The 15,379-nt window shown below is 57.4% G+C and carries 14 protein-coding genes; 5 read left to right on the top strand and 9 right to left on the bottom strand.

The features are described from left to right. The first annotated feature begins 74 nt into the window (after positions 1-74). Entirely contained in the window at positions 75-692 is a 618-nt protein-coding gene (locus Q0Y21_RS06165; protein WP_297792649.1) for a PEP-CTERM sorting domain-containing protein, read from the top strand. Between the two features lie 70 nt (positions 693-762). Here Q0Y21_RS06165 and Q0Y21_RS06170 read toward each other — a convergent pair whose 3' ends face one another. Then, the gene (locus Q0Y21_RS06170; RefSeq protein ID WP_297792652.1) at positions 763-1,677 is read right to left on the bottom strand and encodes a DMT family transporter; all 915 of its coding nucleotides are present in this window, start codon (positions 1,675-1,677) and stop codon (positions 763-765) included. 45 nt (positions 1,678-1,722) lie between these two features. Continuing rightward, on the bottom strand, positions 1,723-3,063 hold the full coding sequence (locus tag Q0Y21_RS06175; protein ID WP_297792658.1) for a succinylglutamate desuccinylase/aspartoacylase family protein: 1,341 nt from the start codon (positions 3,061-3,063) through the stop codon (positions 1,723-1,725). Between the two features lie 225 nt (positions 3,064-3,288). Between Q0Y21_RS06175 and Q0Y21_RS06180 the strand changes: the two genes are divergently transcribed. Continuing rightward, positions 3,289-3,447, top strand: coding sequence for a YqaE/Pmp3 family membrane protein (locus Q0Y21_RS06180; RefSeq protein ID WP_144777495.1), 159 nt, complete (start codon positions 3,289-3,291; stop codon positions 3,445-3,447). Positions 3,448-3,484: 37 nt separating this feature from the next. On the opposite strand, the gene Q0Y21_RS06185 is transcribed toward Q0Y21_RS06180, so the two are convergent. Further along, positions 3,485-5,122 (bottom strand): MBL fold metallo-hydrolase, encoded by a 1,638-nt coding sequence (locus tag Q0Y21_RS06185; protein WP_297792659.1) that lies wholly within the window; start codon positions 5,120-5,122, stop codon positions 3,485-3,487. A gap of 291 nt (positions 5,123-5,413) precedes the next feature. On the opposite strand from Q0Y21_RS06185, the gene Q0Y21_RS06190 reads away from it, so the two are divergent. Continuing rightward, on the top strand, positions 5,414-5,839 hold the full coding sequence (locus tag Q0Y21_RS06190; protein ID WP_297792660.1) for a thioesterase family protein: 426 nt from the start codon (positions 5,414-5,416) through the stop codon (positions 5,837-5,839). Here Q0Y21_RS06190 and Q0Y21_RS06195 read toward each other — a convergent pair. From Q0Y21_RS06195 to Q0Y21_RS06210, 4 genes are all read right to left on the bottom strand, one after another. Further along, on the bottom strand, positions 5,825-7,105 hold the full coding sequence (locus Q0Y21_RS06195; protein ID WP_297792927.1) for an MATE family efflux transporter: 1,281 nt from the start codon (positions 7,103-7,105) through the stop codon (positions 5,825-5,827). The two genes, Q0Y21_RS06190 and Q0Y21_RS06195, sit on opposite strands and share 15 nt — an antisense overlap. Positions 7,106-7,232: 127 nt before the next feature. Then, positions 7,233-7,730 (bottom strand): thiol peroxidase, encoded by a 498-nt coding sequence (gene tpx / locus Q0Y21_RS06200; RefSeq protein WP_297792661.1) that lies wholly within the window; start codon positions 7,728-7,730, stop codon positions 7,233-7,235. Positions 7,731-8,094: 364 nt separating this feature from the next. Continuing rightward, complete coding sequence (locus tag Q0Y21_RS06205) at positions 8,095-9,315, bottom strand: Bcr/CflA family multidrug efflux MFS transporter (RefSeq protein WP_297792662.1); 1,221 nt, start codon at positions 9,313-9,315, stop codon at positions 8,095-8,097. Between the two features lie 210 nt (positions 9,316-9,525). Then, positions 9,526-10,437, bottom strand: a complete 912-nt coding sequence (locus tag Q0Y21_RS06210) for a LysR family transcriptional regulator (protein ID WP_297792663.1) — start codon at positions 10,435-10,437, stop codon at positions 9,526-9,528. Positions 10,438-10,537: 100 nt separating this feature from the next. On the opposite strand from Q0Y21_RS06210, the gene Q0Y21_RS06215 reads away from it, so the two are divergent. Next, on the top strand, positions 10,538-11,209 hold the full coding sequence (locus Q0Y21_RS06215; RefSeq protein ID WP_297792664.1) for a haloacid dehalogenase type II: 672 nt from the start codon (positions 10,538-10,540) through the stop codon (positions 11,207-11,209). A 123-nt stretch (positions 11,210-11,332) separates the two neighbouring features. On the opposite strand, the gene Q0Y21_RS06220 is transcribed toward Q0Y21_RS06215, so the two are convergent. Continuing rightward, a complete protein-coding gene (locus Q0Y21_RS06220; protein WP_297792665.1) occupies positions 11,333-13,342 on the bottom strand; it encodes a hypothetical protein in 2,010 nt (669 codons plus the stop codon). Between the two features lie 269 nt (positions 13,343-13,611). Between Q0Y21_RS06220 and Q0Y21_RS06225 the strand changes: the two genes are divergently transcribed. After that, a complete protein-coding gene (locus Q0Y21_RS06225) occupies positions 13,612-14,772 on the top strand; it encodes a helix-turn-helix transcriptional regulator (RefSeq protein WP_297792666.1) in 1,161 nt (386 codons plus the stop codon). On the opposite strand, the gene Q0Y21_RS06230 is transcribed toward Q0Y21_RS06225, so the two are convergent. Then, positions 14,764-15,372 carry a WHG domain-containing protein gene (locus Q0Y21_RS06230; protein WP_297792667.1) on the bottom strand — a complete coding sequence of 203 codons (609 nt, stop codon included), beginning with the start codon at positions 15,370-15,372 and terminating at the stop codon, positions 14,764-14,766. The two genes, Q0Y21_RS06225 and Q0Y21_RS06230, sit on opposite strands and share 9 nt — an antisense overlap. Positions 15,373-15,379 lie beyond the last annotated feature (7 nt).

A 15,379-nucleotide genomic window follows, 5' to 3' on the forward strand; every position in this document is an offset into this window, starting at 1 on the left:
TTCTGGCACTGCGGATGCTTTTATCTCAGGGCATTACTCATAAATGGATTATGGGGAAACCCAGGGAGGCAAGTATGCCGCGATATACACTGGTCACGTTGTTGGCCGCCGTATTGTTTTTCCCAACACTGGCGAGTTCGGGGCAGATTTCTGCGAGCTATCAGGTGAACCTCAATTCATCGGATCCAGGGCTGGTAGTAAATTTTTCGGACGTTGCCGATAACCCGTTCACGTTCGATCTGAACGAGGGTGATAGTGAATACTTCACGCTCTTCAAGATCTGGACCGAGGAAAGCACAGTCAATGAAGATGATCAGGTGTCGAAGCCGATCTCCGTCGACTTCAGCTTTACCTTGCCAGAGGTGATCGCCGGTACGGTGAATGGCGAGACTGTCGGTGTGAAAGATGACCTGTTGGGTCTCTACCACGCCGGTGAGCTGACCTGGGATGGTCCTCTGGACCTGGTCTTTGGCGCCCTTGGGGATGGGCTTTTGCGGGTGACCCTGTTTGATGCTGTGTTCAATAAGGGTTATCTCTTTGGTCTGCACGATGGTGAGTACTACGGAGACAAGGTCAAGGCGAAAATCGAGCTGATCTCCGATGCTTCCCAGGTTCCCGAGCCGGGTACCCTGGCACTGCTTGGTCTGGGTCTGCTTGGCCTGGCTCTGCGTACCCGTCGCCGCAACAGTTGAGCGAAAGCATCTTCCAGATGTTCTGTCGGAACCCAGGAGAGGGAGCTCCTGGGTTCCGTCTTTTCATGTGTTAATGCCTGGCCGGCGCTCTGCGCGTTGCCAGGAACAGCCCCGCCAGTATCAACACCCCCCCAACAATGTGGAATATTCCAAGGCGTTCGCCAAGGAAAAAGCCAGCCAGTATTGATGCAAACACCGGTGTCAGGTACATGAACATGGCAGCTCGCGCTGGTCCTACCTGATGGACGCCGTGGTTCCAGAACCCGTAGGCCAGAATGCCGGGGAACAATGCGAAATAGAGTAACGGCATGATGGTGGCGCGACCGACCTCAAAACCACCCTTGAAGAACATCAGTTCGATCAGGTAGAACGGCAAAATCACCAGCGCGCCAAGGGCTATCTGGGTGGTCAGGAAGGTCAGGGCCGGCAAGGGCACTGCCTGTCTTCTGAGCAGCACTGAAAACAGCCCCCAACTGAATACCGCAGTCACCATGATCAGGTCTCCGGGTTGTGCCTCGAGTTGCGTGAGCACTGCCAGACGTCCCCGGGCAATGACGATCAGGATACCCAGCACGGCCAACAGAATACCCAGTATCTGGAGCGGACGGGTGCGGTCGCCCAGCAGGAGCCAGGCCAGCAAGGCCACAAAGATGGGGATAGTGGCGTTGATCAGGGCAATGTTGGTGGCAGTGGTGGTAATGGCCGCGTAGTAGAGCAGGGAATTGAACGCCGCAACGCTGAAGGTGGCCAGTGCCAGCATCGAGCCCAGGTACTGTCGAATGACTTGGCGGTGGCGCAGGATGCCCGGCAGCCCAAACGGCAGGATGACCGCCAGGGCAATCACCCAACGCCAGAATGACATGGACAGGGGCGGGATGCTCTCAATCGAACCCTTGGCAACAACCGCATTACCGGCCCAGAACAGCGGCGTGAGTACCAGCCCGACATAGGCCAGCCATAATGGTTTCGGGGAGTGAAAAGACATGCCGGCTCCTGTGATCGTCCATAAACATCGGGAGCCGGTAGCATACTATTCGCCGGGCACTTCTGCCTCCGTACCAACGTGGTAGGCGGCAAAGCCGGCCATCACCACCTGGTCCACGGCCATGCCGATAATCCGGCCCTTGCTGCTCGCGCGGATCGGGTGCTGGGCGTTAGTAATGGGATCCGCCACGTAGCCCAACACTTCCCCTTCCGACACCCGGGCGCCCAGGTCCACTTCGCTGAACAGGATGCCGCCGTGGTCCACGCGAATCCAGTTGGAATCGTAGTAAACCGGTTCGGGATCGCCCCAGACGAACATCCGCGAGATCATCCCTTCCTTTTCCATCAGACTGGTCAGGCTGTTTACCCCGGCGTCTATCTGCTGCTCCTGAATGCGGTGGGACTCACCTGCCTCCATGGTCACCGTACGAATACCAGCCTCCACCGCTGCAGTACGAAGCATGCCCGGGGAGCCCGAACTGTGAACGACTGCCATGCGGTCGAAGCCCCGTGTCAGCGCGGCGACATCCGGATTGTTCATGTCGGCCCGCAGCTGGGGCAGGTTGGTACGTTTCTGGGAGCCGGTGTGGATATCGACCAGCATGTCGCATTTGCGGATCACGTTCTCAAACAGCGAATGGGCAATACGATCAGCCAGACTGCCGTTCGGACTGCCCGGGAAGTGACGGTTCAGGTCCCTGCGGTCGGGAAGGTAGCGGCTGCCTTGCTGGAAGCCCGGCAGGTTGACGATGGGAATACCGACGACCCGCCCGGAGACTTTCTCGGGGTTGAGGTCGTACATGGTACGCCGGACGATTTCGATCCCGTTCAGCTCATCGCCATGAACGGCACCGGTCAGGCACAGTGTCGGCCCCTGGTTGACACCATTCACCACCAGAACGGGGGTGGGCTGCGACAGTCCCGCGATCTGGATATTGGGAGACCAGGCCAGACGCGTGGACGTACCGGGACGCACTTCGGAACCTAGCAACGAGAAGTTTGTGGCTTTTTCGGGCTCAGAAGTTTCTGCCTGGGTTTCATCCTGGTCCGGAGATTCGGCAACCGGAGCGACTTCCTTGAGGTCGATATTGGGTGCGACTTTTTGCGTCTTTTTACTTTCCACCGTTGCCGAATCCGGCTGGTCAGTGGTGGGCGACTCTTCCTTTTGAGCACTGTCTTTGCTCGCTTTGCCCGCAGGCTTTACCTGTGCACTCTTGCGGGGTTCGGAATTCTCTACGTCTTCAACGCTCTCATCCTCAGCCAGCTCGGCGATCAGAACTTCCGAGGTTTTTTTGGCCTGATCTGCAAGAGCGGGATGGACAGTGATCAAAGCACTGAGCGTCAACCCTGTTAGAAGGGCTGGATTTTTCAGCCATTTCAATAGCATAGTTCCTCACAAGTCGTCAGCCGGTCGGAGCGAATCACCCGGTTCCGGCGGCGAAAACGGAGTCTAGGATAAAGCGCCACTGGGCCTGTGAATACGGCTGTGACAAAGGTTTAATGCCACCTTCATAATATCTTTGTGTATTTTTAAAACGGACCTGGAAAGCAGGTTTAGAGCTATAGTTTCATGTATATGTGACAGTTATACGCAGCGAAGGGAGTAAACTGTATGGATCTTTTGCGAATTCTGATTGCAATTTTGTTACCGCCTTTGGGCGTTTTCTTACAGGTAGGCATTGGCAAGCACTTCTGGATCAACATCCTGTTGACCCTTCTGGGCTACATTCCGGGTATTGTTCATGCGGTTTACATCATCGCCAAGAAATAGCCCCCGGCGATAAGCCCGGAGTATCCGGGCTTTCTGATCATATCCTGTCGGTTGTAGACCAGTATTCGCCTTGCTGGATGGCCCTGCCGTCCGCTTCCAGCTTTAATAGATGAGCCAGTGCCGAGCGCGCTGCGACTCCATGAATAGCAGCAGGCACATCGTCGTAAGCCTTCGCAGTCAGATCGGCGAGCGTCACCGGGGCAAGCCCTTTCAGCGCCTTGGCCACCTTGTGTTCCCGCGCCAGCCGATGGGTGATCAGGTAATCAATCACCGCCTCCGGGTGCCCCATCAGGAAACCATGCGCCGGCGCAATGTAGCGAATGGGCTCGGCCAGCAAATCGTACAATGCCTCCAGATACGCCTTCATATCGCCATCTGGCGGGTTAATCACCACCGTTGAGCCCTGCATGATGTGATCACCCGAAAACAGCAGTTGCTGCTCGGTCAGCAGATAGCATATGTGGTTCGAGGCGTGGCCGGGAGTGTGAAGCACCTTCAGGGTACCGGCCTCGCAATGAATCCGATCGCCGTGTGCCGGTTCGCTATCCGGGGCGAAGGTCTGATCCTGGGAAACACCGGCGGGGGCTGTCAGCCCATAAACCCGGCAACCGGTCCGGGCTTTCAGGGCCGCAGTGGCCGGTGAATGGTCCCGGTGGGTGTGGGTGACCACCACTTGCTCGATCTCCCCACCTGTGAACTCCAGAATACGCTCAATGTGGACGTCATCGTCCGGCCCCGGGTCCAGTACCGTGAACCGTTCATGGCCCAGAATATAGGTATTGGTGCCCGGTCCCGTCATCATGCCTGGATTCGGTGCAGTCAGCCGGACCACACCTGCGGCCACCTCCACCGGTTCTCCGGGGATAATCTCTGCCCGGGTGGTGCCTTCACCCTCCGGATCCAGCTTGGCGGCCTCATCATAGGCCGGAGCGCCCGGCTCCAGCATAACCGGCTCGTTTTTCTTTAGCGCCGGCCAGGGCTGATCAGGGTAGCTCTCCGGTGGGTTGGCATGAGCATAGCGCATCAGCGCCTCGGCGGTGTTAAAGCTGCTTAACACCCGCAGGGTCCGAATGGTGGGCAGCCCCAGTAAACGCTGACCGTTACGGTGTTCCTCCAAAGCCGTGGCGGGACTGATCCACAGGTGATCGATCGTCTCTACCCCATCGTGACTCGCTATCTGCCCTTCCGGCGCCACGGTAACGAAAAACCGGGTATCAAACCGCCGCGGTGGTCCCGGAGGCGTAACCCAATGACCCAGATAGGCCAGTCGATCCAGCGGAATTGATAAACGGTGTTTCTGGCAAAGATCCGCCAGCGACATATCGCCCCGAAACACGGCCTCACGATCGCCATGGGCCGGATGGTTGTTGCCGAGTGGCTGCCCATGCTCATCGAGAGCAAGCAGAACACCGGCCTCCTCAAAACATTCCCGAACCGCCGCCAGCATATAATCGGCACCGCCTTCGTCGACGCTCATGGTCTGACTGATCTCGGTATCAGCAGGGCCAAGGGCGTGTTCGCGCCCGAGCGGCTCCTGTTCATCCACAGCGCCGCCGGGGAACACAAAGTAACCGGGCATGAAAACCGCCTCCCAGGTGCGCTGTAAAAGCAGAACCTGAAGGCCTTCAGAAGTGTCGCGTGTCAGAACCAGTGTGGCAGCAGGGCGAATATCCATAGCATTTCCGTTTGTGTTCCGTTTGTCAGGCCCGGGTGCGGGAAAGAGGTTGGGAGGCTGCTGTCAAAACACGCTCCTTCGGCACATCCATGTGGCGCTTGGGCTCCGCCATCCATGGCTCCGCACAGTTTTGACAGCAGCCTCCCAACCTCTTTCATCCAGCGTTGGTGCGGGCCGCCAGTAACAAATCCAAGATAACCAATGTTCGACTCGCTGTCTTGGGGTGATAGGGAGGCTGCAACCAAGTATCATGGCGTCTCCCCGAAACTTTCTCCCAGCAGGATCTTGAACTTGGCCCGTATAAAGCTCTCTTTCCCGGATGATGTCTTCTGCTTTGAAACCAGAATGCCCGTCAGAATCACCGACATCAACGGAGCCAATCACTTGGGCAACGACGCCCTGATCTCCATGCTCTCGGAAGCTCGGGCCCAGTTCCTGGTGAAATACGGCATTCAGGAAGCCGATCAGAACGGTGTGGGCATTATCGTTACCGACCTGGCCACCATGTACCAGTCTGAATCCTTCTTCCCGGAAATGCTGCGGTTCGAAGTCGGGCTGATGGACTTCAACAAGTACGGGGGCGATTTCGTGTTCCGTGTCAGCAAAGCCGAGAGCGGCCAACCGGTAGCACTGGCCAAGTACGGCTTCGTGTTCTTCAATTATCAGCGCAAGGCTGTCGTGCCGATGCCGGAAGACTTCCGCTCACGCTTCGCCTGATTGCCGCAGTCTTGTCATGCCGGCGCGGTAGAAGGTGTAGGCCATCGCGCCGGCCATCAGGTTCCCCACCAGTGCACCGCTCATCAGGCCGGTAAGGCCGCTGATCTGCGAGCCAATCCACAGCAACGGCAGGAAGCAGACGAACAGTCGCAACGTGGAGACCAGTAGCGCTCTCAGTGACAGCCCAAGAGCATTGCATATCGACACCATCAGCATGCAGACGCCCAACCCGCTGTAACTGAGCGGCACCCGCACCAGATAGTTGCCCAGTACCTGCTGCACTTCGGCGTCGCTGGTAAACAGCTGAGCGACCAGGCCCGAGGCCAATACCCAGATCAGGCCGATGGCCAGCTGCCAGCCCACCACAAAGCGTACTGCCAGCCGTACCAGTTTGCGGATCTGGTCAATATCACCTGCCCCCAGCATGCGTCCGATCATTGGCGGCATCGACATGGTCAGCGCCAGCACCACGACGATCGAGAAAAACTCCAGTCGGGTTCCCAGTCCCCACGCGGCAACCGCTGCAGAGCCGAATCCCGCCACCAGGGCTGTGGCCAGCATAGCCGAGGCCGGTGGCATCAGCTGGCTGACCATGGCCGGTGCCATGATGCCGTTGAGCTGTTTCAGTGCCTTGCCCAGGCTGAGTTGTCGCAACTGGAAGCTGATCCACTGGCGCCGAAACAGGGTCGGGTAGATCACCAGGGTGCCTATGCCAAAGGCGGTAATGGTGGCCCAGGCTGCCCCCGGAAGACCCCAGCCAAAGACGAAAATGTACAGAGGGTCCAGTGCGATGTTGAGCAGACTGGTGGCGATCATCAGGTAGCCTGGCAACTTGGTGTCGCCATGGGAACGGCAGATGCTGTATCCGAAATAGAGCATGGCCCCGGTCCAGGCGGATACCAGCCAGGGCGCCCAGAATTCGCTGATGACAGGCAGCAGGGTCGGTTCCGCGCCCAGCAGAGTAAGGATGTGAGTTTGTAGCAGCCAGACGGAAGCACACAGCAGCAAGGCCAGGGATGCGCCCACCGTGATCACCAGCCCACCCAGTCGTTGCGCCCTGAGCTCGTCGTTCTGGCCGAGGGTGCGGGAAATGATCGCCGTGGTGGCAATGCCCAGGCCAACGTACATGCCGCTGACCAGCTGTTGCATGGGAACGGTAAAGCCAAGGGCGGCCAGTGGGTCACGTCCCAACTGACCCACAAAGGCACTGTCGGCAAGGTGGAAGGTCATCAGTGAGAGCACCCCGAACAGCATGGGCCAGGTCATGGAGAAGAGCTGGCGGGCCAGGGTGGTGTTGTCGGGTGCTGTACTCACGGAATGACGGGTGCTCGGATCAGGACTTTGAAGTGATGGTAGGTCGGGTTAGCGAAGCGTAACCCGACACTGGACAGGATCAAAGTACCTTCAGGGCCGCGTCATAATCCGGTTCGTTCTTGATTTCGCTGACCAGCTCGCTGTGCAGGACTTTGTTGCTTTCATCCAGCACGATGACCGCACGGGAGCAAAGGCCGGCCAGTGGGCCGCTCTGGATGGCAACGCCGTAATCCTGCTGGAAGCTGTAGTTGCGGAAGGTGGAGAGGGTTTCCACGTCTTTGATGCCTTCGGCTCCACAGAAACGTCCCGCTGCGAAGGGAAGGTCAGCGGAGATAACGAGTACGACGGTGTTGTCCAGCCCGCCGGCTTTTTCGTTGAATTTGCGGGTGGAGGCGGCACAGACACCGGTGTCGATGCTGGGGATGATGTTGAGGATCTTGCGCTTGCCGGCCCAGTTTTCGAGTTTGACTTCTTCCAGGCCGCTGTTGGTCAATGTGAAGGGTGCGGCGTTGTCGCCGGGGGTGGGGAATTTTCCGCTGACTTCTATGGGGTTGCCATCGAGGGTTACGTTGCTCATTGCGATGCTCCTGTTGTCTGGATTCTGATAGAACAGCTTACTCTGTTTAGCTTAGATTGGATGACTTTGCATCCCCGACCTTGGTGCATGCGGTCAGGGTGGCACCGTCTATAACAGGCTTCAAGCTTGGGGCGATCGGCCAGAGTGGCACTCCCCAAAACACGCTCAAGCTCCCGCAAGCGGGTCCGGCCAGCAATCGCAGATTGCTGTCGCTCAGCTGCACATGAAGCTACGCTTCATAAACGTTTGCTTCGCCCATGTGGCGCTTGGGCTCCGCCATCCCTGGCTCCGCACAGTTTTGGGGAGTGCCACTCTGGCCGATTCAGAACTATGGAGTTGCCCTCCGGTTCTTTTTTTCCTTTGCCTATCGGGTAGATGCCGGTTGTGATTCGAATCCCGCCGCCGGGTGTCGCTGAACCAGAACCAGATAACTGGCCAGGGCAGCTGCGGCGCTGGCGGCGATGATGGTTGCCATGACCAGAGAGGTGCCGTCGTGGAGGTGGCCAACAAGCATGCCGGCAATGGCTGCCACGGCCATTTGGCTAAAGCCGAACAGCGCCGAGGCGGAGCCGGCCATGTGGGGGAAGTTGGCCATGGCGCCGGCCATGGTCTGGGGCAGCACCATGCCGACACCGACCATGAACAGGGCCTGGGGAAGGATGACTGCCCAAACGGTGTAGATTTCGGCTATGGCCAGTCCAGCCATGATTGAGCCACCAACCACAGCCACGGTCAGGCCTCGCACCAGAATCTGATCCGGTACCAGCCGGCTGCCAAGGCGGACCGCGGTCAGGTTGCCGGTGACGTAGCCCACCACGATGCAGGCGAAGAAAAGTCCGAAATGCTCAGGTTCAACGCCGAGGAAATCGATCAGAACGAAGGACGATCCGGACAGGAAAGCGAACAGGCCGGAGAAGATCAGCGCGTTGGTCAGGGTGTAACCGAGAAAGCTGATGTCCGTTGCGATGGTGCGGTAGTTCCGCAACAAGCTGCACAATTGTAGGGGCTGGCGGTATTCCGGACGCATGGGCTCGGGAATACCGAAGGCCACCACCACGGACATGATCAGAGCATAGCCGGCCAGTACGATGAAAATAGAGGCCCAACCCAGGCCGGTCACCAGAAAACCGCCGATGGTTGGTGCAATTGCTGGCGCCAGGGCCATGATGCTGGCGAGGATGGCCATGATGCGGGCAGCCTCACGTGGCGTGTAGATGTCACGGATCGCGGCGCGACCCAATACGGGGCCAGCAGAGCCGCCGAGGGCCTGCAGGAAACGGCAGAGCATCAGGGTTTCGATATTGGTGGCCAGGGCACAGCCGATGCTGGCGAGGGCAAACAGCAAGAAGCCGCCGATCATAAGGGGTTTGCGGCCAAAGCGGTCGGCCAGCGGTCCGCAAACCAATTGCGCCAGAGCAAAGCCCAGCATGTACAGGCTAAGGGTTAACTGGACCTGATCGGTTCCGGTACTGAAATCGCTGCCAATCTGCGGCAATGCCGGCAGATACATATCGGTGGCCAAAGGCCCCAGGGCCACGGCGGCGGCAAGTAATATGGTCGTCCAGACGCTGGTAAGCGCAAGCATACTGTTTCCCGGTCTAATCGGAGGATGAGCAAACAGAGGGTGGCGTGGGGTAAGGGGTCACAAACGTTCAAGGAAGCCACGGTTCCTGTTTGTGACCCCTTACCCCACCCCGCTCCCTGCGGCTCACTGAGAGTCAACAGAGTTTACGCCCCCAGTCGTTAGGGAATAACGACCCAACACTTCATACGATGTATGAACAAAATCGATTGATTAATCGTTAAGACCGTTCATCGTCGCCGCCACGGCATTCACCTGGTTGCGAAGCCAGCGGTGGGCGGGGTCGTTCTGGTTGCGGCGGTGCCACAGCATCAGCAGGGTGAAAGGTTTGAAGTCAAAGGGCAGGGGAACCCAGGCGAAGCCCCTGAGTAAGTGATTACTCATGCGCTCCGGGGCGGTGGCCAGCATATCGGTACCGCGCAGAAATTCCGGCAAACCGGAGAAATTGGACACCGTAACCACATTGCGTCGGGTCAGCCCGCGGGCGTTCAGCGAGGTTTCAAGGGTGGGCTTCTCTCCGGTGGCGAAAAGTAGCGCGATATGATCGGCCTTGAGGTACTCCGCCATATCTTGGGGCGGCTCGCGATAGACGGAATCGTAGAACACCACCATCCGGTCCGCCATCAATCCCCGTTGCATGATATCCGTCGCCTCTGGTGCGTGGGGCGAGATGATCAGGTCGCAGACGTCCTTGCGGAGCATATCGGCGGTGGGAATACCGGAAGGGATCACCTGCAGCCGAATGCCTGGCGCCTCCCGCCGCAGTGTGCTGACCAACCCGGGTAACAGGAGATCACGCTGATAATCGTTGGCGGCGATGGTGAAGGTGAATTCCGCGGTCGCGGGCGTTAACGGCGGTCCGCTGGACAGCGACTGCAGGTCATCCAGAATCTGCCGGATATGAGGTCCCGCCCGCAGTGCATACTGTGTGGGTGTGATGCCGCGCCCGGATTTCACAAACAACGGATCCCCGAGTGCCTGGCGTAACCGGTCCAGGGTGTGGCTCACCGCCGACTGGCTGACCCCTAGACGAATGGCCGCGCGGGACACACTGCCCTCATCAAGCACCGTCAGAAAGGTGCTCAGGGAGCGAGTGTCGAGGTTTAATGTATCGATGCCGTTCATGGATCGCAGTGTAATCCACTTACACCCTGGTCGCATACACAAAGTAGGATCCCTGAACTAGTGTGTGGTGAGTGATCGCTCAATAATTTCAGGAGGCACCATGACGCTCAGACTCGCATTCGACGTATACGGCACACTGGTCGACCCGATGGGCATGGCGGAGCTGTTGGCGCAGGACGCCGGCGAAAGCGCACAGGCTGTTAGTGCCCTGTGGCGGGAGAAGCAGCTGGAGTTCTCCTTTCGCAAAGGCCTGATGCGGGTCTATGAGGACTTCGGTGTTTGTACTCGTCAGGCCCTGCGGTATGCCATGGCCACTCACCAACTGCCGCTGGCCGGGGATCGTGAGGATGAGTTGATGGCCGCGTATCTGTCCCTGCCGGCGTTTGATGATGCGTTGCCTGCCCTGAAAGCACTGAAAGGCCGTTATCCGCTGTTCGCATTCTCTAACGGAAGCTACCCCGCCCTGGAAAAAGTGCTGGGTTATAACAATTTGCTGGACCAGTTCGAAGGCCTGGTTTCCGTTGATGATATCAAGAGTTTCAAACCCGACCCTGCCGTGTATGCCTATGCCAGAAGGGCAACGGGAGCCTGGGACGAGCCGTTGTGTCTGGTATCGAGTAATGCCTGGGACGTGATTGGCGCACGAGCCGCCGGTTTAAAAGCGGTTTGGGTGCAGAGAGATATCAGCAAAGTCTTTGAAGACTGGGGCATAGAACCGTCTGCGGTAATACACAGTCTCTCCGAGTTACGCGAGGCCCTAAAGCATCTCTAACGCCAGTGGATGAATGCTACCTAATGGATGGAATTTGAGAGGCAATTGTGGGAGTTTGCCCTACCGCGACATCAGTTCGCGGTAGGGCTGAGAGGGGACAGTGAATATCCCTTGGTTACTAAATTAGCGGGTCACTTCGATAAGAACGGCGATACCCAGTTCGTCCGGATCACTGCTGTCACTAGGCTGCCAGTGCTCGGTGAATACGCCCAGACTCGCGTCTTCGTTAAAGAAGCCTTCGAGCACATTGACGCCGTCTCCGCTACCGTCGTTAAGTTCGATGGTGGCGGCTCCATTGTTGGCGATTGCGGCGGTGATGTCTCCGGTCACCTCCTCACGGGTGCCTTCCAGATTACCGCCCAGCCCCTGCTTGGCAACTGCCGAGATCTTGCCGCCAAACGAGCCCGCGGTTTCAGAGTCCATGGTAATGAAGCTGTTGAACTGGGTGGCGAACAGCTCAAATTCGCTGGTGCCATTGCTGGCACCGTCCATGTACATGGACATCAGCATGACCCGGTAGGTCTTTCCGCTGACGCTCACGCCATTGGTCGGTAGCTTGACCATCAGGGTCTTTTCGAAGTCGGCAAAATTGTCGCTCTGGCCGTCAGATTCCGCGAAGGCGATAAAGTCGAAGGTGTCGTTCACGAAACCGTCCGACGCAGAGCCTCCGGCTGCTGTGATGTCGCCATCAGAACTGACAGTGATGCTGAGGTTTGACTCGGCAATGACTTCCGGTGCGCTGTATGCGGTACCAGTGTCGCTCAGTAAAAGTTCGTGGCCGCTGCCTGCGTTATATTCAAACGTGCCGTCGCCGTTGAACGACAGGGTGTTGGTTTCGGTAGCGAGTGTGACCGGGCCAAGCATTTCAAGATTGCTGCTGATATAGACGCGGCCGAAGTTGCCATTGAGGTCCGCCGCAGTCATGTTGCTGGGTTTGCGGGCCAGCACTTCCAGGGCGCGATTGACTTCATCGCCGCGGGGGTCGTTGGGGTCCAATGCGTCCTTATTGCCATCACCATCCGTGTCGACAGTGCCATATTCAACAGCTGCTTCCTGCGAAAGCAGGAAAAACAGGCCTTTGTCGCTGACTTGTTGGAAATTGAAGGTCAGGGGCGGTCGCCGCTGCCCCAGGTCGGGGTGGTCGTCGTAAATTTCTTCTTCGAATTCGCCTTCAATAGACAGGATGCCACTGTTTGTAAAAGTTGCGGGGAACGTCTCGTTCAATGTTTCACTGCCAACGAAGTACCAGAGACCGCTGGAATCCACAGTGGAGCCGTTCAGCCCCGCGTCAGCCAAGTCTTCGGTTCCCAATGTAATACTGACGGTTCCATCCCCGCCATCGGAGAGTTCAATTTGCGCGGCCCATATCTCGCCGAACAGGGTGCCAAAGCCGCTACTATTGCTGTCATCCATGCTGATGCCGAACGCGGAGTTGGCGTAGGCTCCTGCAATTGTGGAAATATCCCCCGGGTCGGCAGAAATAACCGCAATTTCGCTTTCCACCAGTTCGCCCACTTCCGCTTCCAGAACTGCGAGCATTTCGTCCAGATTGGCCCCGGCGGTGAGATCAAACTCTTCGACCTTGCCGCCCAGCTTAACGACGTCGGTGGCAACAAGCTGGTCCAGGTCGGTGCCTTGCTCAATAAACTTGCGCAGCACGAATTCGGATACCGGGCTGATGTCAACGGCCTGCTCGACCACCTGGGCCCGCATTTGGGCGTTGTTGGTTCCGGTGATCCGTACAATCAGGTTGCCCGCCAGATTGACGCCCTGGGGCAGTATCAACTCGTAGTCCCCGGTTGTTGAGGTGACGGATTCGGCCAGAACGTCACCGATCTGGTTGCCATCATCATCCACACGGATCAGCTCAACGGTTGCTCCCCCTACCGGTTCGAGGCCAGTAATCGCCGCGGCAACGGGTGAGATGATGAAACTTAATGCGATGTCAAAGGGACTTGCAGGTTCCAGATAAGCGACCGCACCTGCAGGTGCTGAAGCGGATCCACTTATCGTGGTACCGGATGTGTCATCTGTCTGCGAATCGGATGATCCGCCACTACCGCCACTGCAACCGGTTATAGCCACAGTGGAAGTCAGCGCACCGATTAATGCCAGTGTTTTTAGATTGTGCATGGGAGCTCCTCGTTACGATCAATGACCGAATAGCGATCAGGAGCCTAGATAAGTAGCAAACAGTGATACCTGAATTCTTCCCCCGTATGGGGGAGAGGGGCATTGCGTTTCTTGCAGGTCGTGTTCCGGGCAGTGACCATATGGGACCAGAGAGTGAAAAACATTGTTAAATATGCCAGTCAGTTCAGGCCATCCCGGAATTGGTATGTTCAATAACCGTTATATTACCTGAGTCGATGACATTTGGTTGATTCGGGAGAGGTGGACCTTTGGACATAAACGCGGGCGAGTGTTTCTTTGAATCGGATCATCATGAACTGATCAGCCTGCTATATGATGGGATCACCAATAAGCAGGGGTTCTTTCCCTTTTTGCGAAAATTTGTGGAGGTGTTTGAAGGGCACAGTGCGAGTTTTTCCATTTACGATACCCTTGAAAACTCTCTTTTGGGGGCCTGGACTCTCAATATCCCCGACGAGGCTTTTGAGTTCTACGCTGAGCATGTATCTCATCGGGATGTGCTGGTTCAGAAGGCATTGGAAGTGCGCAAACAGGGGCAGCTGCGGTTTGTCGCCAGTAACCTGGATCTTGGTCCGGACATAAAACGAATTCGCAAGGAAACCCGGGTCGAGGAGTGGCTGGAAAGCTACGGTGCTGATGAGGCAGCCGGAGCGATCGCTTTTCTCGACGGTCACTATATGAACTTCTTTGGTATGCAGCGGTCTGCTGCCCAGCCGGCTTTTACACGGGAAGAGTTGAGTCTGTTCAACCGGTTTTTACCCCACGTTATTCGATCCGTAGATCTGTATACCCGCATGCTACGGGGTGGGGTGCAGCCAACTGCCGAACAGCTTGCTCTTAATCATGTGGATCGTGGCCTTCTGGTAGTTGATACCACCTACCGGGTGGTCTTCAAGAATGCCCTGGCGGATGAAATACTGGAAAAATCTGTAGGGTTTAAACTCAATGAAAAAAGTGGCGTGGTGTCGTATCAGGATCCGGCCGGTGCCAATCAGTTCTCCTGTTTCCTGACCCGGGCGGTTAACGCGTCACTTGAAGGCAGGGATATTGAAGATGGGGTTTTCCACGTTCGACGGCGCAACATTAACCTGACGGTGGTTATCTCGGCCCTGCAAGGGGCAGACGACAGTGTCGCAGAGCGGGGTGGGGTGCTCATCAGCATTTATGACTGGAACCATCAGCCGGCGCTCAATACCCAACTGGTTAAGACTCTGTTTGGGTTAACCGAAGCGGAACTGCGAGTTGCTGAAGCGTTACTCTGTGGTAACAGTCTGGTGGAAATAGCAGATACTCTCAGTCGCTCCCGGGAAACGGTAAAAACACATTTGAACGCCCTTTTCCGTAAAACGGATACCCGTCGCCAAGGCGAATTGATTTCTTTGTTATCCCGCAGCAGTTTTTCATCCTGAGCGCTGCAGCCCCCGCGTCATCAGGCTGATACTCTCATCCAGCATCCGTTTGCCCCTCAGCTCGTCGTATCCGCTGCAAATTTCCAGCAGAACGGCGCCATGCACCGCTCCCCAGAGGGTCCGGACAGTGGCATCGGGGTCGGCGGTGACACGGAACCGGCGCTCCGCCATGCCCGTCTTGAGGAAGTTGGCAAACAGTTCGAAGGCGGTCGACCTGGACAAGACCCCGAACAGGTCGGCCTCAATGGCCATAGGGGTGCTGGCGGCCAGGAACAGGGCACGATCAGAGCAGGCCAGTTCACGGTAGATGTGGGCGGCCTGTCGCAGCATAGCCTCTGGCGGTGTCTCTGGCAGGGCGGCCATCAGCCGTCGTTGCCACTCCTCCACCCAGGCCTCGAAGAGCGCGCGGATCAGGCCGGGTTTGTCTTTGAACAGGTATTCGACGGTGGGCCGTGGCGTATTGCTCTTTTTCGCCAGAGTCTCCAGACTGAGTGCGGCCATCCCGTCATTACGGACAATGTCGCGGGCAATGGCAACGAGTTGTTTACGTTGGGCCTGAGGGCTAGCGTCGGTGTTTGTTTCCTCTGACTTCGGGGGCATAGATTCC

It is taken from the genome of uncultured Marinobacter sp. (genome assembly GCF_947259545.1).
Lineage (GTDB): Bacteria > Pseudomonadota > Gammaproteobacteria > Pseudomonadales > Oleiphilaceae > Marinobacter.